Here is an 18,868-nt window from a genome sequence, read left to right as displayed (position 1 = left end):
TAATTTTACTTTAATTCTTAACATCCTGAGGGTTGCTTATGTTATTCAACGGCGATTTAACTACTACTTGTCCTATCAGACAAAGAATCCGTGACTTCTACCGCATAGATGAAAATGCAGTTATTGATCATATTTTACCGCTTGCAGAAGTAGGCGTAAAAGCACGAAGTCGTGCCTGGGAAAGAGCCCGCCAGATTGTTTTGAACATTCGTAAAGAGCAAGATGGGCAAGGCGGTGTTGATGCGCTTTTAAATGAATTTTCACTCTCTAGTGAAGAAGGCGTTGTATTAATGTGTTTGGCCGAAGCACTGCTTCGCGTACCAGATAAAGCAACTCAAGATGTACTTATTCGTGACAAGTTAGCCAAAGGTGATTGGAGCTCTCATTTAGGAAGCAGCGATTCTTTATTTGTAAACGCATCTTCTTGGGGATTATTAGTTACCGGTAAAATGGTTAACTACACAGACAAAACTAAAGAACAACAGTTCGGCATGCTTAAAAAGACCATTGGTCGTTTAGGTGAGCCAGTTATTCGTAAGTCTGTAAACTTTGCTATGAAAATTATGGGCAAGCAATTCGTAATGGGTCGTACCATTGACGAAGCAATTGAACGTGCTGCCGAAACAGAGCAAAAAGGCTATGTGTATTCTTACGATATGCTAGGCGAAGGCGCGCGCACAATGAAAGATGCGAAGCGTTACTTTGACAGCTACATGAATGCTATACACTCAATTGGTGAAGCGGCTAATGGTCGTGGTCCAATTAAGAGCCCGGGCATTTCAGTTAAGCTTTCTGCTATTCATCCACGCTATGAGTTCACTCATAAAGACCGTGTGATGGAAGAAATTGTACCAAAGTTAAAAGAACTTGCTCTTGCCGCTAAAAAATACGATATCGGCTTTACCGTTGATGCAGAAGAAGCAGACCGTTTAGATATTTCATTAGATGTAATTGAAGCGGTATTCAGTGATGAAGATCTTGGTGATTGGCAAGGATTTGGCTTAGCGGTTCAAGCCTATCAAAAACGCGCTATTTTTGTAATTGAATGGCTAACAGACCTTGCAACCCGCGTTGGTCGCAAGATGATGGTACGTCTAGTTAAGGGCGCATACTGGGATACTGAAATCAAAACCACACAGCAAGATGGTTTAGATCATTACCCAGTATTTACCCGTAAAGCAACAACAGACGTTTCTTACAAAGCGTGTGCTATTAAAATGCTTGAAGCGCGCGATGTGCTTTATCCGCAATTTGCTACACATAACGCTTACACTGCCGCAACTATTTTAGAAGTAGCAAAAGGCGACAACACTGGTTTTGAATTTCAACGTTTGCACGGTATGGGTGAGTCATTATTCGACCAAATCGTTAACGAAGAAAAAATTCAGTGCCGCGTGTATGCCCCAGTTGGTCAACACGAAGACCTCCTTGCGTACCTTGTTCGTCGTTTGTTAGAAAATGGTGCTAACTCATCATTTGTGAACGCCATTGTAGATACAACAAAACCTGTTGAATCACTACTACCAGACCCTGTAGAAACATTGCAAGGCTTGCGTAATAAGTACAATACGCAAATCAAAATGCCAATTGATTTATACGGTGAAGAACGTGCTAACTCTAAAGGCATGGATTTAACCGACATTAACGTTATCACTCCTTTCAAAGAGAATCTTGAAACATGGTTTAACGAGCACTTAATTGAGCAAAGCCAAGTACCTGAAGGCTCACTTGCAGTTAAAAACCCAGCAAATCACAAAGAAATCATCGGCCACGTTAAATTGCAAACTGGCGAAGAGATGAAAGTATTACTGGCTAACGCTGAAGCAGCACTTGAATCATGGTCACAAACACCAGTAAGAGAACGTGCTAACTTACTGCGTCGCGTTGCTGACATATTAGAGCGTCATCACGACGAACTTGTTGCTATCTGTATTAAAGAAGCAGGTAAAGTAGCGCAAGATGGTATTGATGAAGTACGTGAAGCGGTTGATTTTTGCCGTTACTACGCGGCGCGCGCTGAGGAGTTATCGCAAGATGAGCGTTTTGAAGCCCGTGGCGTTATTTTATGTATTAGCCCGTGGAACTTCCCGCTTGCAATATTCTTAGGCCAAGTTGCTGCTGCGATTGTTACAGGTAACACTGTAATAGCAAAGCCTGCTGAGCAAACAAGTTTAATCGCCCTTCGTGCAATTGAACTAATGCTGTCTGTTGGTTTACCTGAGCATGTTGTTCAACCGGTTATTGCTCGTGGTTCTGAAGTAGGCAAAACAATTGTTCCTGATGAACGCATTCAAGCGGTTATGTTTACAGGCTCTACTGAAACAGGCACATTAATTTCTCAAACACTTGCTGCACGTAACGATATTCAAGTACCGTTAATTGCAGAAACAGGTGGCCAAAACTGTATGATTGTTGACTCAACGGCGCTTCCTGAGCAAGTAGTTGACGATGTGATCAGTTCTGGTTTTCAAAGTGCTGGGCAACGTTGTTCTGCTCTTCGTGTTTTATTCATTCAAGATGACGTAGCAGATGGCATTATCGAAATGCTTAAAGGTGCGCTAGCTGAGCTACACATTGGCGACCCATCATTACTATCAACTGATGTTGGTCCGGTAATTGATGAAAAAGCACTTAAAAACTTAAACGAGCACGTTGAGTACTTAAAAGGTAATTCTATACTTCATTACGAGTGTAAAATCCCGAATAACACGCAAAATGGCGCATACTTTTTTGCACCTCGTTTATACGAAATCAAAGATTTATCAGTACTTAAGCGTGAAGTATTTGGCCCATGTGTTCATATTGTTCGCTTTAAATCGAGCGAACTTGATGATGTGATGGATCAAATTAACAACACAGGTTATGGCTTAACAATGGGTGTACATTCACGTATTGAAGAGCGCTGTGAGTACCTTGCTAAAATGTCACGTGCGGGTAATGTTTACATTAACCGAAACATGATTGGTGCTATTGTTGGTGTGCAACCATTTGGTGGCCGTGGTTTATCAGGTACTGGCCCTAAAGCCGGTGGCCCTAACTACCTTCAACGTTTAGTAAAAGAAAAGGCATCACCAGATAACGTGCAAATGACAAACCTGACGCCAGATGAGCTTGATTTACACCACTACAGCGGTGCAGATGAGCAAGTTAAAAAGCTAATGGCTAACTCAATGCGCGATGAAAAAATCTGGCGTGCAACACCACTAAACGACCGAGTTTCGGCTGTACGTCAGTTGCTTGCTAAAATCGCGACGGTAGAAATTATCGACGATTTAGCAGACGATTTAGCATTAACATTATCAGAAGCTCGTGCACAGCTTAACCGCCTTGAAAAGCACATGCGTAAATTTACTACCCTGCCAGGGCCAACGGGTGAGTCTAATACACTTCATCTAGAAGCGCGTGGTTGTGTAGTGTGTTATGCAGATAAGAGCACATCATTTAACTTCTGGGCATTGTCTATCATTACCGCTATTGCCGCAGGTAATACGGTAATTACTGTAGCGTCTGAGCTGTTTTACGATGAAGCTGTTGCCTTTAAAGATAAATTTATCTCTACAGGTGTTGCAGAAGGTGTTTTCCAAGTAGCTAAACCTAATCAGTTACAAGCTATCTTAGCTCACCCTCATTTAGCTGGTGCGGTAGTTGCCGCTCGCTCGTCTCGTTTAGGCTACTTCAGCCAACAGCTTGCACAGCGTAAAGGCGCAATTTTACCGGTAATTAGCTCTGAGTATTACGATACATTAATCAAGCGCTTAATTACTGAAAAAACAATTAGTATTGATACAACAGCATCAGGCGGTAATACCTCGCTAATGACGCTTGTTGAAGATGATGAATAATTAAGCTAATAGTTTTTCACTAAAAAATAAAAAAAGGCACTGTAAAGTGCCTTTTTTATTTGGTCGTTACGTATAAGTTTGTTAGTTTAAAAGTAGATTAACAACTGAAGCCGTGAAATTGAAAACCATTCCTATTACTAAGTTAGTCCCAGGTATGTTTGTGCAAAGCGTTACCAAACAAACTGGCAGCATTAAAATTAAAAACCAAGGCTGGGTTAAAACTCAAGCTGGTATTAATAACCTGATAAAAGCAGGTATTTTAGAAGTAGAAATCGACCCAGATAAAACCCTCATTGATTCAGTCCCTGAAAAAGATCCTATCGCTACACCTACAACAAAAATAAAGCGTGATCCTTGGCAAAAAATAAACAGCGCTGAGCAAGAAATGGGAAAAGCAAAAAAGCTTTATGACGAAGCAAAAACACTGCAAATAAAAGCATTTAAAGATATAAAAGCTGGCCGTGATATAGATATAACCCCGTTTAGAGAACTGGCAAGTGGCTTTATGGATTCTGTTTTTAGAAATCAAGATGCCCTAGCCTGCCTTACCCAAATGCGCCAAAAAGATGCCTACCTACTTGAGCACTCAATTAATGTATCAATATTAATGGGTATTTTTGCAAAACACTTAAATATAGAGAAAGACACTATTGTTGAGCTGACTACCGGCGCACTATTACACGACATTGGTAAAATAAAAATCCCTGATGAAGTGCTAAACAAACCTGGCCGCTTTACAGACGACGAATTTAAAATAATGAAAATGCATTCGCTTTTCAGTAAAGAGATATTAGAAGACTCTGGCTTAACAGGAATCGCGGTAGATATTGCAGGTATGCACCACGAAAGACTCGATGGTAAAGGCTACCCGTTTGGTAAAAAAGGTGACGAGATAAGTCAGTATGTGCGTATGGCGTCAATTGTAGATGTTTATGATGCACTTACCGCAGAACGTGTTTATAAAGCAGGCATGGAGCCAATAAAGGCGTTTAAAATATTAAAAGACGGGTGCCCTGATAGCTTTGATCCTGTGCTGCTTAATAAATTTATTCAATGTATTGGCATCCATCCGGTAGGAACGCTTGTAAGGTTATCGAGTCAAAGAGTGGGTTTGGTCACCGAGAGTAATCCGGGGGCACCACTAAAACCTGTCGTTAAAACATTTTACAGCGCTAAGCATAGCCGCTACACCGAAGTAAAAGATATTGATTTATCTAATAAAAAAACTGTAGACACTCTTGAGTCAGCGATTAAACCTAAAGAATATAACATTGATTTAGAACGCTTTTATAAAAATTCAATATTATCCTAAGCACTATTGAGAGCTCAATATTCTACCGAGCTCTCAACATGATAACTAAGCGCTTACTGCGGCCAGTCTTGCAAAGCTTTTAAGCTAAACTCATAACCATCAAAATCTAGCACACTTTGCTCAGGTGTAATTTCTGTGACTGTTAGAGCTCCTATGCTTTCTCCTTCGTGTAATTCTCGGCCATTTAGCTTGATCCAACGTTTATCAGCACTCGATGAATATATATGCGCTTGATATTTAATACTAGGTAACATTGATTGCAAACCATCAGGTAATAACTCAACAGGCTCAACACGTGATGACGTTTTTGACGCTTGAGTAACTTCATAATCTTGGTTTTTTTCGACATCTTGTATAGCTTGCGCAAATGCATTTTTAAGAGTTGTAGGCACAGCATCAAGCTCAGGGTCACTCGTCTGTTGAGATTGGGTGCTGCCATTAATTGGCTTACCCAATACTTTATATTTACTCATATCAAGTTGAGCCGATGCGGTATTTTGATTTTGCCCAAATACCGAAGTGTTTTGTGCATTATTTGGATTGTAATTACTTTGTGGGTTAAACGCCGGCTGATTGTAATTTTGAACAGGCATTACTTGTTGCATACTTTGCTGATTATAACCTGCTGCGCTCGTGACTTGGCTCGACGGTATAGGAATATACTGACCATTTGGGGTTAATAACATTTGCTGTACACCATTGGGGGTTTGCACATGCACAAGTTGCCCTTCAATCGTTGCAGTATTTGTTGGAGCTACTTTAGCAGGCTCTAGCTTAGCTACTTGCTGTTTTTCAGCTTCAACATCTTCCTCTTTAACGTCTTTGTTAGGCGATGATTTTTCGCTTTCCACCACCTTAATTACAGCGGGTTCCGCTGCGTTTAATAAAGTCGTACTCTGGAACCACTTTCCGGCGGTAAAGCCACCCGCTACCGCAATAAAAGCAGCTAAGCTTGTACCAAATACTAATGCTAATCGTCTATAACGCTTAAGTGCTTGCTGTTGCTTTAACTGCTCAGATTGTAAGTCGTACTGTTCAGCACTCATATCTGATTGCTGCGACTGCTTTAGCGCATCTAATAAATAAGACATAACTTACCTAACTATAAAATAAATGAAAGCCCAATGCCTACGGCAAATAAAGCAGCGAATGCAAGGCTATAGGGTACAAATGACGTTGCTTTGTTAGCTTGGTTAACCGGTGCTACAAAATCCATGGGTAAAGACTCATGGGCTGATTTTTTTATTATATCGCTATCAACTATCAACTGCTGCTTTGCAAAAGTCCCAACTAAAGCACGCTCACAGACCAAGTTCATTAATCGTGGCACACCGCCAGTTAATTGATGAACAGCTTGCATGGCATCCATCGAAAAGATTCCTTTATCACACCCTGCAATATGTAACCGATGCTTTATGTAAGCGACTGTTTGGCCTTGCGTAAGTGGTAATAAATGGTAACGAGCCGTTATCCTCTGGGCAAGTTGCCTTAATTCGTTGCGCTTCAAAAGATCTTGCAGCTCAGGTTGACCAACCAATACTATTTGTAATAATTTTTTATGATCGGTTTCTATATTTGTCAGCAAACGTAATTGCTCAAGCACGTTAGGGGCAAGTAATTGTGCTTCGTCAATAATAAGTATAGTGTGCCCGCCCGATTTATTATTAGTCTCTAAATGCTTTTTTATAATATCGGTAAGACTTTTAAGCGTCGCATTATGAACATCGTAACTAATATTGAGCTCATCACAAATACTGGCTAATAACTCCAGCTCTGAAAGCGCTGGGTTATGGATCATCGCTACTTGAGTGTTTTCAGGAAGCTGCTCCAACATACTGCGGGTAATTGTAGTTTTACCTGTACCTACTTCACCTGTTAATAATACAAAACCACCGTCTTCACCTAATCCATAGGTAAGGTGTGCTAAGGCTTCTTTATGTCGTTCACTTAAAAATAAGTAATGAGGGTTGGGCGAAATCGAAAAAGGTTTTTCGTTCAGGCCAAAATAGCTTAAATACACCGTGATGTTCCTTCGTAGTTAAATCACGGCCTATAATGGCAAAAAAATGCGCTGAGTGACAACGTTGTAAGCGCTTTATTATTGAAATAACGTAAATTTATGTAAAACAAAAAAGTGCAGCTGTTTTAAGGCTGCACTTTTGTCTGTCTAATCTTTGTATGCATTTTACTCTTCGTAGCGCACTAATCGTAAATACACATTACTGGTTTTAGCATGTAAGCTATTCAACCCACTATCAAATTGATAAACCCACGCTGAGCTCATTGTGCTTACACCCGATGTATTTGACCAATAGTTTTGAAGCTTAGTGCCCAAAAATACGTTTTCATTAATACTCGGCTCTGTGCAACTGTGCTCTAAAATACTCGCCAATTCTTTAATGTTAGGCATTTGCCAATCATCGTAATCTGCGGTTGTATCATTTTTAGCACCACGAAGTGCTTCTTGCCAAGTAAGAGAAGGTGTTGAGCCTTCACAAAGTTGTGTCTCTGTATTATAAGTTTGCCCATAACTACAGCGTTGCCACATAAGGCCTGTTTCACTATCAGACACTGTGCCATCTGCATTTATGGTAAATCTATCTGTCGGTGTTGTGGTATCTGCACCGTCGTAGCACGTTTGCGCCGCTGCAATATTAAAGCTCAAGCTTATAGTTGCTAGTGCATAGAGTAATTTTAATTTCATTATTTTCTCCTAACGACTTCTAACTAAACGTACATAAGCAGTATTTTCTTTTGGATAAGCAAGGTCGTTACCATCACTCATATCAATGATATACGCTTGCGATAAACTGGTACCATCAGCTGCTGTTTGTGAGGTCCAGTAACGTAAATGGCTTAATGCACTTTCACTTGGCATATTAGGAAAAAATGCCTCATCAATTAATATACTTTGCCCTTGTTTACCGTAATCAATTAAGCCCAAAAGCTCTGTATAAGTAGGTAATCGCCAGTTTGTACCACCACAAAAATCTAAATCATTAACTTCGTTTATATAACTTTGTACTCCACAACTTGTATTGTCCGGACACGTTGAATTGGCGGTACTGGTATCGGTAAAAGTCGTATTCCCTACATCCCAAAAGTAATGATTTTGACCATCACGTAACGAAGTATTTGGTACCGTGCCAGATGCCACACTTTTCACCTCCCATACAAGCCCAGTAACATTATCGCGTATACAGGTAAAGTCAGGACTATCATCACCAACCTCATCAGCAAACTCATTAAGTTTAGTGTAATCAAACGCTAAATTACCTTTGCCAACTTTATCTAAGCGGTTTGCATAGCTATCGCGTCCAAGCTCTGCATCTTGCGCTGGAAAGTCATCACTTTCACAATTAATACGTTGAGTATTGTTATAACACTCACCAACACCACTATCGTTGATGAATCCAAGTGCTTTAGGTGATACATCAACAAATAAGGAGTCTGTATCTGTGCGTCCTTTTGAGTCGGTTACCGTGACTTCAAAGCCCAATGTAGACTCAGTATCAACATCTGAGGCAAAAAATGTCGTTGTACATTGGTCGCTATTGCTTAATGTTTCGGTATTACCGGTAAGTTGTTGCCATTTACACTTATAGGTATCGGTAACGGTTTCGCTATTCGTTGCATCAAGCGTTACTTGCTCAAACTCTTCGACATTTTGATCAGCGCCTGCATTTGCATCCACTAACTCATTTGTTTTGTTGAGTGTCATTGAATATTGAGTACTCGCCTCACCACCTTCATCATCAGTGACAGTTAGCTGCCAAGATAAATTCACGTTACTTTCAAGTAATGGATGAGAAAAACTAAGAGTTGATTCATTAAAACTCTCAATATCTAAATCAGGACCCGATAGCAATTGCCACAAATAACTATCAATTTGGCCATTATCATCAGGATCGCTCGACTCTAGGGCACTCAAAGTCACTGTATCTTTGTATACAGAGGGAAGTGTTTCAGGAGATGTTTGTGTAACAACAGCAAGAGGTAGTTGGTTATTAGAGCTCACTGAAATAGAAATGTCGTCACTAACAGCGCTACTACCTGTACTTTGATAGCTCACTCTTAATATTATTTCACTATCAGTTTTTACGTCAGGTGCAGTAAGTGTTTGCTCAGCGCCTTCAAGGGGGAAACCTTCTATGCTTGGGCCACTAACTTGTTGCCATGAAAACGTACCATCAGCGGGGGAACCTTGTGCTGTGATGGTAAATTCAGATTTTTCGATAATTTGTAAATCGGCTCCAGCATTAACAGACGTTTCAACAACTGTATTATCGCTATCACCGCCACCGCCTCCACACGCACTCAGTAAACTACAAGAAATGAGGGGGATTAAAGCAAACGCTTTCATACGCAGCACCTTATTATGTCAAATAATTACTATAGTGTAATCACTAGCAATAAAGATGCCATTAAAGTACTACATATATGTGTCTTGATGAATACGTACAAACAACTTCGTACCGATTTTACTGTAATCTATTTTGTATTCACGCCCGTCTAGAGCTTGAATAAACAGCAACTGCTTTTCTTCGCCAAATACATCAGCGCTACTTACATAAACCATTTCTAAATAACGCTCTTTTGCATCACGGCGGTTTTTAGGTAATTCTTCTTTAAATGGCTCCAGACCATGTTGCGTTACTTTAATTCGAGGATGAATTTCAGAGTTTACAATCACTAAATCATGCTTTTTATCTTTATGTATTATGGTGTTTCGACCACTTTTTAAAAAGGCTCTCTCTTGACTCATTTTTCTTTCCTACAGTCGTAGCTTAATTACTAAGCTGCGACGCTATAAACTGACTAGGCTCGAGCTTCCACTTATTTAAGTTAGCACTAAATGCCCAAATATCTCTATCTAACACGCTGGCAGGCAATAATAAATCGTAACCTGTTAGCTGCTGAAGGTGCTTAGTTCTATTAGCAAACATGGCTATAAGCCCAGTATAGCTTATCCCTTTATGGGATGTGTAATGTGTATCTTCTATTAACCATTCTGATGGGCAATTGCCATTTTTGCAATGTTTTTGAACAACTTGCATAAATAAATTACGCTGCTCTATTAATAATTTCCCTGCAATTCTAGGCGCTATGCTTGATAAAAAGTCGTCTATATCATTTACCTTAACGCCAACCGCATTTAATTCTAAATAGTCAAAGCCATCTTCTACTTTGGGTATTCCACTGTGATGAAAGTTACTATGAGGCATACACCAAGCTCCGTACTTGTGGCAATAAACGAGCTCAGATTCGCTCAATATAAGGCTATGGTATGGCTCTTGAGATTTTAAAAATCCAATAAAAATAGCCACAAGGCACAAGCTCACTAAAAGTATTTCAAGTATGCTAATCTCACCCGGCCTCAGTAAATTAAATAACATAATAAAGACTAAGCCTATAGCACCTACAACAATCGCCTCAATTGCGTTTCGCGCGCCCTGTGCCCGAAACTTAATGACATTGTCAGATTTATCCATATCGGTAAAACACCATATAAAAAACAAACATAATAATGCCCCAAATTATGACCTTTCTTGTTGTTATACATAAGTTACAGCTAGTTTTAAATTTCATACATTACCGCTTTTTCCTCAACAAAATAGGAACAATGAATAAATCTTATTTACTTTTACGCTTAACGCACAAATTTATGAGATACATAACCGTCTTTTCACGGTCTTATTTCGTACAATACTTACAATTCATTTTCAGGTATGAAATCAATGTACTCAAGACAATCAGGTAAAGCACTTTTTCCATTTATTATTACGTTACTTCTAATATTTAGCGTTTATTTATATTTACCCGCCAGCCACGGCGAACAAGCCGATTCATCACAAATGTCTACCGAAGTAACGGCTCATACTGTTACCTCTGAGGAAAACGCAGTGATGATAGAGGCCATCGGTAGTGCACGTGCAAACCAAGCTATTTATATAAAAAGTGCGCAAAACGATTATGTCACAGATATATATTTTAAAGATGGCGACTTAGTCAGTAAAGGACAAAAATTAGTACAGTTACAAAGCCAACAAGAGCAACTTGCAGTTAAAGAACTCGGTATTAACTTACGTGAGGAAAAACGCCAGTTAGATCGCCTTACCGAACTTTCACGCTCGCAATCAACGGCAAAGTCATTACTTGAAGAACAATTATCTCGTGTTGATGCCACTGAAGCTCAACTAGAAAGCGCTAAAACAAAGTTAAATGAAATGACTATTACCGCGCCATTTTCAGGCCTGTTAGGTAAGCGTGAAATATCAGTTGGCGCCTACGTAAGCAACACAACAATAATCACCACACTTGATGATATTAGTATTATTAAAGTTGACTTCAAAGTACCTGAAAAATATTTAGCACAATTAAACATAGGTATGAAAGTACTTACCCAAAACGATGCCTACCCAGGGCAGACATTTAACGGCAAGGTAACGCATATTAGCTCGCGTATTGATTCGGTAACACGCAGTGTTGAAGTAACTGCAAGCTTTGCTAATAAATCAGGATTACTTCGCCCTGGTATGTTACTAAATACAGCACTTGAGCTAAGCAGTAACCAAGCTTTAATGGTGCCAGAAAAAGCGGTTATCCCTTTACAAGACAAACACTTTGTTTTTCAAATTCAAGACGGAGTAGCCAATAAGGTTGAAGTGCATGTTGCTGGCAGAAATAATGGCTGGGTTGCTATCGATGAGGGTTTAAATGATGGCGAGCAAATTGTTACTGAAGGGCTAATAAAAATTCGCTCTGGTAGTAAAGTAAGCGTAAAGGGGTAATACGTGAAAATTACTGATACTAGCGTTAAACGCCCCGTTTTTGCCATAGTAATTAATTTACTACTTCTTACTTTTGGTCTGGTTGCATTTACTATGCTGCCACTTCGTGAGTACCCTGATATTGAAACGCCAATAGTAAATATCAGCACTGAATACACAGGTGCTTCTGCCGAAATTATAGAAACCAAAATAACGCAAATAATAGAAAATCGAATTTCCGGTATTGAAGGTATTAAAAGTATTAACTCTTCGAGCCGTAATGGGCGCTCAAACATTACCATTGAGTTTGATATTAACCGCGACATAGATGCTGCATCTAACGATGTACGTGAACGTGTAGCACGTGCACTTGATAGTTTACCCGATCAGGTACGCCCACCAGAAGTGTCTAAATCAAACAGTGATGAAAGCCCTATTGCATGGTTTGTATTAAACAGCGAAACAATGGACTCGTTACAGCTCTCTGATTACGCGCAGCGTTTTATTGTTGACCGCTTAGCCGTAGTAGATGGTGTATCTAATGTACGTATTGGTGGTGAGCGCCAATACGCTATGAAAATTTGGCTAAACCGCCAAGCAATGGCTGCACGCGGTATTACCTCAAGCGATATTGAAAATACACTGCGTACAGAAAACGTTGAATTACCTGCCGGCGAAATAGAATCAATAGATCGCGACTTTACCGTGCGTACCGCACGAAGTTATAAAGATCAGCGCGATTTTAAAAACCTTGTTATTAAACGTGGTGAAGAAGGTTATTTAGTGCGTTTAGGTGAAGTTGCCGACGTAAAATTAGAAGCTGCCGATGACGAAAGCTTATTTCGTGGTAACGGGCGCAACATGATTGGCCTAGGAATTGTAAAACAAGCTAAAGCAAACACGCTTACCGTAGTAGATAACGCACGCAGCGAACTTGAAAAAATCAAACGTAACCTACCTGAAGGCACAACAATTCAAGACAGCTACGATTCGTCTGTATTTATTAAAGAATCAATTAGTGAAGTTTACAGCACACTTGCCATCTCTATGGGTTTAGTCGTACTCGTTATATTTTTGTTTTTAGGCAATATACGAGCAACGCTTATTCCTGCGGTTACCGTACCGGTCGCACTTGTTGGTAGCTTTATGTTTTTATTAGCAATGGGCTACTCAATCAACTTACTCACTTTACTTGCCTTAGTACTGGCTATTGGTTTAGTAGTAGATGATGCCATTGTAATGCTTGAAAACATTCACCGTCGTATTGAACTAGGTGAGCCGCCATTACTAGCTGCATATAGAGGTGCGCGTGAAGTTGGTTTTGCCATTGTCGCAACCACGCTTGTACTAATATCGGTGTTTGTGCCACTTGTATTTATGGATGGCCGTATAGGGGCATTATTTACTGAGTTTGCAATGGCGGTGAGTGCTGCCGTATTTTTCTCAAGTGTTACAGCGCTGACTCTCGCACCAGCCTTGTGTTCTAAAGTACTTAAAGTATCAGACAAACCAAATAAATTTAGCCAATGGATGGACCGCCAGTTTACTAAAATTGAAGTAAGTTACCGTAATTCGCTCTCCACTAACATAACCCGTAAATGGGGCTTAATGGTGAGCTTATTATTAGCGGGCTTTGTTAGTTACTCGTTGTTTTTACAAGTTCCCTCTGAGCTAACGCCAAAAGAAGACCGTGGCACGTTCTTTATTATGATGAGCGGCCCTGAGGGCGCAAGTTACGAAAATAACGCCGCTAATATGGCTAAAATTGAAGAACGCTTAATGCCTTACTCGCAAGCAGGTGAGCTAAGTCGCGTACTTGTTCGAGTACCTGGCTGGGGTGGCAGCGGCGGTGTTGCGATTGTTGGTATGGCCGATTGGGATAAGCGCAAACGCTCAACATGGGAAGTAATGGACGAAATAAGCGGTAAAATGCAAGAAGTTACCGATGTTCGTGCATTTGCCATTATGCGCCGTGGTATTGGCGGTGGTGGTTCATCTCGCCCTATTGAGTTTGTATTGCAAGGTAATGATTATGCACAACTTGCCGATTGGCGTGACCGTATAATTAAGCGTGCTGAACAAAACCCAGGTTTAGTAAGAATCGATCATGATTATAAAGAAACCTTCCCGCAGTTTTTAGTCAGCATAGATAAAAACAAGGCCGCTGATTTAGGCGTTTCTGTATCTGATGTAGGCCGTACACTTGAAACAATGCTTGGCCAGCGCCGTGTTACAACCTTTATTGACCGTGGTGAAGAATACGATGTAATTTTAAAAGGGACTAAAGAAGACTTTACTAACCCTACTGACATTTCAAATATATACCTTAAATCACGAAGCGGTGAACTAGTCCCACTTGATAGCCTTATCAGCTTAAAAGAAGAAGCAACCGCATCGCGATTAAACCGATACAACCGTATGCGCGCAATTACATTAAGTGCCAACTTAGCCGACGGTTATACGCTTGAGCAAGCGCTTAACTTTTTAAACGAAGTAGCCGCGCAAGAAAACGATATAGATGGCGCCGTAGATTACAAAGGCGAGTCGCAGCTTTATTACGAAGGCGCATCAGCGATGACCTACGTATTTATACTTGCACTCACTGTTACCTTTTTAGTACTGGCAGCGCAGTTTGAAAGCTTTATGCATCCGTTCGTCATTATGCTTACCGTACCACTTGGTTTAATGGGCGCTATGTTCGGACTTTGGGCTACAGGACTTACCTTAAATATTTACAGCCAAATAGGTATTGTCATGCTCATTGGGTTAAGTGCTAAAAACGGTATTTTGATTGTAGAATTTACTAACCAACTGCGCGATAAAGGCGTTGAATTTAGTGAAGCTATTTTGCAAGCAGCAACTCAGCGTTTGCGCCCTATTATTATGACCTCGCTGACTACGGTTATGAGTTCGGTACCTTTAGTACTTGCTTCAGGTCCGGGCGCTGAAAGCCGTATGGTGATAGGTGTAGTCGTGTTTACTGGGGTTATTGTATCGACCCTACTAACTCTTTTTGTTGTACCTGCTGCATATTATGCACTTGCACGTAACACTCAATCACCTGAGTTTTTACAGCAAAAATTAGACAAACAAGCCGCTGAAAAACCTTTCGAAGAGATCTAGCCTCTTAATTGCGCCGTAACCTTGTTGTTGCGGCGCATACAATTTATGCTCGCCTTTAAACCCCATATACATTTTAGGAATACTTATGAGCTCAACAACGTAAGTAGCAACATTTGGTGGCGGCTGTTTTTGGTGTATAGATGCTGCATTTAGACGTGTAAATGGCGTACTAACCGTAAGCTCTGGCTACACCGGCGGTGAAACAAATAACCCAACATATGATTCTGTATGCTCAGGCACAACCGGTCACGCTGAGGTTGTTAAAATTGAATTTGACGCGACTGTAGTTAGCTTTGAAACACTCTTAGCAATGTTTTTCACACTGCATGATGCAACACAATTGAATCGCCAAGGTAACGATATAGGCACACAATATAGAAGTGTGGTTTACTATCACGATGAAGCTCAACTTAAGCAAACCAACGAAATGATAGTTCAACTGCAAAGCCATGTCGCTGAGCCAATTGTGACAGAAGTCAGCCCTGCCACTACGTATTACCCAGCTGAGCATTATCACCAAGATTACTATAACGAAAATCCACAGCAGGGTTACTGTAGTATTTTAATAGCACCTAAGTTACACAAATTTGAAACCGTATTTAAAGAGTTCTTAGCCGACTAGCTAATTTAAGTAGTTAAATTGGGTAGTTAAACTTAGCTACACATTAAAAAGCCCGACATAAGTCGGGCTTTTTAATATTAATAAATACCGTTAAAACTGGTAGCTTGCGCCTGCAAAAAAGCGACGCTCTGGTGTGTTGTAGTAATACACTTCACCCGTTGTAAAATCAACGTTTGAATCAACAGCGTTATACTCTTTATCAAATAAGTTTTCTACACGAAGCGAAACTTCAATATGTTCATTTACTTGATAATTACCCGCTAAGTTCCAAAGTGTATAAGAGCCTAAGCGAGTCACAGCACCTTGTCGGTCGCTACGATATTGCATGTCTAAGCTTGCATCAAAAGCACCAAACTGTTTTGCAAGTTCCCAGTTAAAAGTACGCTTAGCAACATTACGCAACTCTGCGCCCGTTTCTTCGTCTTCAGCGCTTAAGTAAGCAAAGTTGAGGTTGCTATCAAAACCAAAAAACTGCTGAGATAAGCTAAATTCAACCCCTTCGTAGCGTGCTTCATCGATATTAGCCAATGCAAAGTTTGCATCGTAATCAATCTTATCTTCTATATCGTTTCTAAATATTGCAATATCAACTTGCGCAATATCAAAGTCCACACTCAAACCTAACTCACGGTTTACTGATTTTTCAGGTTGTAAATCAGGGTTACCATAAAGTGGATAATATAAATCGTTAAATGTAGGAGCTTTAAAGCCAGTACTTTGGCTTATACGAAATGTTGCATCTTCAGATAAATGATAACCTGCAGCGGCGGTATACGTTGTTTCATCGCCAAATTGCTCGTCATCATCTTGGCGAACAGTTAAATTAGCCAATACTTTATCTGCATCGTAGTAAGCACCTACAAACACAGCAAGTACATCGCGGCTGTCTTCAACAAATGGTTGCGAACTATGCGACACATCATCGTTGTACCAATTAATACCACCACTAATGTTAAGTTCATTAGATAACAGGTACTGCCCGTTATAATCAATTTGTGTGCGTTTAGTTATAAATGTACTTATTGTTGGCCCAACTGAAAAATCAACATAAGTGTTATCTGAATCATCTGTTGAAAGCGCTAAATCAATACTATGCGTTTGGTTAGTGTAGTTTTTGCTCCAACCTGCAGAAAGTTGATAGTTTTTAAAATCATCTCGTTCAATCGTACTGTCTGCTGGGCTAAAGCTACTGTCGTAATCTGCATAACCTTCACTGTATTGGCCTAATAACTTAAAGTCGCCGTAATGTGCATCGGTGTAGTTTACTTTAAATCCAAGGTTTTTATTTTCATAGCCATCTTCATCAGGTGCTACGCCTTGCAGTACATCAAAGTTATCTGTTTTTTCAAAGCCTGCGTTAAATGCTGTTGTTATATCATCTGATTTTACAGAGCCTACAACTTGATAATTTTGATAAGAGTCAGAACCAAATGTAGCGCTTAGGGATAAGTTATCTGACTCACGCGTAATAATATTAATAACACCAGCGAGTGCATCAGAACCATAAACAGCCGCGCGAGAGCCTTTAATAATTTCTATGCGTTCAATACTATTTAGAGGGACATTATTTAATGCTTTTTGACCTAGTGTTGCTGAGCCTGTACGTACACCGTCAATTAAAATCAACGTATCGCCAGAGCCCGTACCACGCAGTGACACACCTGTATTTTGACCAAAACCACCGTTTGGATTAACCTGAAAACCCACTCGCGTGCTTAAAAGTGTAGGTAAATCGCGTACATTACTAGCTTCTATTTCAGCACGTTCAATAACATTTACACTCGCTAAAACGTCGTTAATTGATTGCTCAAACTTATTAGCTGTAACGGTTATTTTTTCAATTGATTGCTCTGCACCAGACACAGAAAATGAAAGCGCAGCAGAAATTGCAACGCCTAGAGTTGTTTTGTTTAACATGATGTCCCCTACCTTTGCCCACCGCAAAGATTTAAGTAAGTAAGATTGCATCAAGGCCGGTCTCCGGACTCAGTAAGCACATAAAAACATGCAATACTCTACCGTTGCGGGGGCAGTGTTGGGCTTGTAGTCATCATGAAAACGCACCAACTTCCCGATTATCCTGCTAAAAAAATCATTACATGAAGTGGCTAGCAAGCACCTTGAAAATATGCCGTCATTGTGAGCATTTTGTTTACAAATGTCAATGGACGTCTATATAGCTAAAAGGAATTTCAGTTCAGTGCTGTATTATTATAGCTTGAAGGAATACCGTACTTATCAAGTAGCTTCTGGAGTTGTATTTGTGTAGTAGGTAAATTTAATATTTCATCCATTTTGTGACTAGATATTTTATTTGATTGTGAGTTAATCAAAAAATGTGTTTCATACACTGCATCTGGTACGTCACTCTTAAATAGTAAATCCATATTTAAGATATTCTGCTTTTTAAAATACTGATAAGCAATACTGTTTAAAACCCCGACTTCAGCGCGCCTTAATAGCAGCATTTTAACTACATTGAATTCATCAATTGTTAAGCTTACCAGGTGCTCTTCTCTCAAGTACTCGGCATTTGTATTAAATCCTGCAAATTGATACGAGTACCCTAAAACCCCAACTTTGGTTAATTTGTCCAGACTGTCAAAATAAGTTTGCTCTGATGCATTCTCTTTGAGTGTATAAAGCTCGTTTTTGGTGACGGTGTAAAATTCAGTTTTTTCAATATTCCCCTGCGCTGCTTGTGGCACCCATTGCATTGCCATTAAAAATAAAACGTCGAAGTTATTTTTTTTAACAGACAAAGTAAGCCTTTTTACAGGTAAAGAAATAAGTATAAAATTAAATTCCTCCTGTGCGTCGTTTAAAATATTAATAAACTCAGGAGCAAAGCCCTGCTTTTTTTGCGCGTTTATAATAATTGGAAAGTAACCATCTTCGACCAATACATCAATATCAACTGGTTTTGATAAGCTTGGCTTAGTAAATATAAGCAAAACAAATAACAGAAATAATTGATGGGGTCTCATTTTAATACCTTCTAGAGTGAAGTTTTTATTATATTCAATTAAATATAATAGCTTAAATATCAAAAAGTGGATTAATACATGCAGAACTACGAGAGGATAAGGTGGGAAAGTTGTAAAAAATTAAGTAGCTTTAATCTGTCTGCAAATATAGACAAATTAAAGCACTTTTATTAAAAACAGTTTATAAATTAGTTGTACTAGCTCAGACTTGA

Annotated in this window: 12 protein-coding genes, 1 pseudogene and 1 riboswitch; of the genes and pseudogenes, 5 read left to right on the top strand and 8 right to left on the bottom strand. The window is 39.7% G+C overall.

Annotation, left to right across the window (positions count from 1 at the left end):
* Positions 1-38 precede the first annotated feature (38 nt).
* On the top strand, positions 39-3,842 hold the full coding sequence (gene putA, locus AC5NT5_RS04030) for a bifunctional proline dehydrogenase/L-glutamate gamma-semialdehyde dehydrogenase PutA (protein WP_494513433.1): 3,804 nt from the start codon (positions 39-41) through the stop codon (positions 3,840-3,842).
* Positions 3,843-3,960: 118 nt separating this feature from the next.
* On the top strand, positions 3,961-5,154 hold the full coding sequence (locus tag AC5NT5_RS04025) for a cyclic di-GMP phosphodiesterase (protein ID WP_182673358.1): 1,194 nt from the start codon (positions 3,961-3,963) through the stop codon (positions 5,152-5,154).
* Between the two features lie 53 nt (positions 5,155-5,207).
* Here the strand turns inward: AC5NT5_RS04025 and AC5NT5_RS04020 are convergent, their stop codons facing one another.
* The 6 genes from AC5NT5_RS04020 to AC5NT5_RS03995 form a co-directional block, all read right to left on the bottom strand.
* Entirely contained in the window at positions 5,208-6,245 is a 1,038-nt protein-coding gene (locus AC5NT5_RS04020) for a general secretion pathway protein GspB (RefSeq protein WP_182681812.1), read from the bottom strand.
* An 11-nt stretch (positions 6,246-6,256) separates the two neighbouring features.
* Complete coding sequence (locus AC5NT5_RS04015) at positions 6,257-7,174, bottom strand: ExeA family protein (RefSeq protein ID WP_182681811.1); 918 nt, start codon at positions 7,172-7,174, stop codon at positions 6,257-6,259.
* Positions 7,175-7,339: 165 nt separating this feature from the next.
* Positions 7,340-7,858, bottom strand: a complete 519-nt coding sequence (locus AC5NT5_RS04010) for an Lcl C-terminal domain-containing protein (protein WP_039484834.1) — start codon at positions 7,856-7,858, stop codon at positions 7,340-7,342.
* A 9-nt stretch (positions 7,859-7,867) separates the two neighbouring features.
* Positions 7,868-9,517, bottom strand: coding sequence for an Lcl C-terminal domain-containing protein (locus AC5NT5_RS04005; protein ID WP_494513432.1), 1,650 nt, complete (start codon positions 9,515-9,517; stop codon positions 7,868-7,870).
* Between the two features lie 69 nt (positions 9,518-9,586).
* Entirely contained in the window at positions 9,587-9,919 is a 333-nt protein-coding gene (locus AC5NT5_RS04000) for a hypothetical protein (RefSeq protein ID WP_024596875.1), read from the bottom strand.
* A 22-nt stretch (positions 9,920-9,941) separates the two neighbouring features.
* A complete protein-coding gene (locus AC5NT5_RS03995) occupies positions 9,942-10,646 on the bottom strand; it encodes a DUF2982 domain-containing protein (protein ID WP_494513431.1) in 705 nt (234 codons plus the stop codon).
* Positions 10,647-10,892: 246 nt separating this feature from the next.
* Here AC5NT5_RS03995 and AC5NT5_RS03990 point away from each other — a divergent pair, with 246 nt between their 5' ends.
* From AC5NT5_RS03990 to msrA, 3 genes and pseudogenes are all read left to right on the top strand, one after another.
* A complete protein-coding gene (locus tag AC5NT5_RS03990; protein ID WP_182673353.1) occupies positions 10,893-11,945 on the top strand; it encodes an efflux RND transporter periplasmic adaptor subunit in 1,053 nt (350 codons plus the stop codon).
* 3 nt (positions 11,946-11,948) lie between these two features.
* Positions 11,949-15,047 (top strand): efflux RND transporter permease subunit, encoded by a 3,099-nt coding sequence (locus AC5NT5_RS03985; RefSeq protein ID WP_024603401.1) that lies wholly within the window; start codon positions 11,949-11,951, stop codon positions 15,045-15,047.
* 85 nt (positions 15,048-15,132) lie between these two features.
* Positions 15,133-15,669 (top strand): annotated as a pseudogene (gene msrA / locus AC5NT5_RS03980) (peptide-methionine (S)-S-oxide reductase MsrA).
* Between the two features lie 90 nt (positions 15,670-15,759).
* Here msrA and AC5NT5_RS03975 read toward each other — a convergent pair.
* Positions 15,760-17,586: a TonB-dependent receptor domain-containing protein gene (locus tag AC5NT5_RS03975; RefSeq protein ID WP_494513430.1), complete on the bottom strand. Its 1,827-nt coding sequence runs from the start codon at positions 17,584-17,586 to the stop codon at positions 15,760-15,762.
* 37 nt (positions 17,587-17,623) lie between these two features.
* A riboswitch (cobalamin riboswitch) is annotated at positions 17,624-17,807 on the bottom strand.
* 54 nt (positions 17,808-17,861) lie between these two features.
* A complete protein-coding gene (locus tag AC5NT5_RS03970) occupies positions 17,862-18,656 on the bottom strand; it encodes a transporter substrate-binding domain-containing protein (RefSeq protein WP_494513429.1) in 795 nt (264 codons plus the stop codon).
* Positions 18,657-18,868 lie beyond the last annotated feature (212 nt).

This window comes from Pseudoalteromonas sp. J2K-J599 (assembly GCF_059295115.2).
Note: the sequence above shows the minus strand (reverse complement) of the source record. Positions and strands in the feature narration are given on the sequence as shown.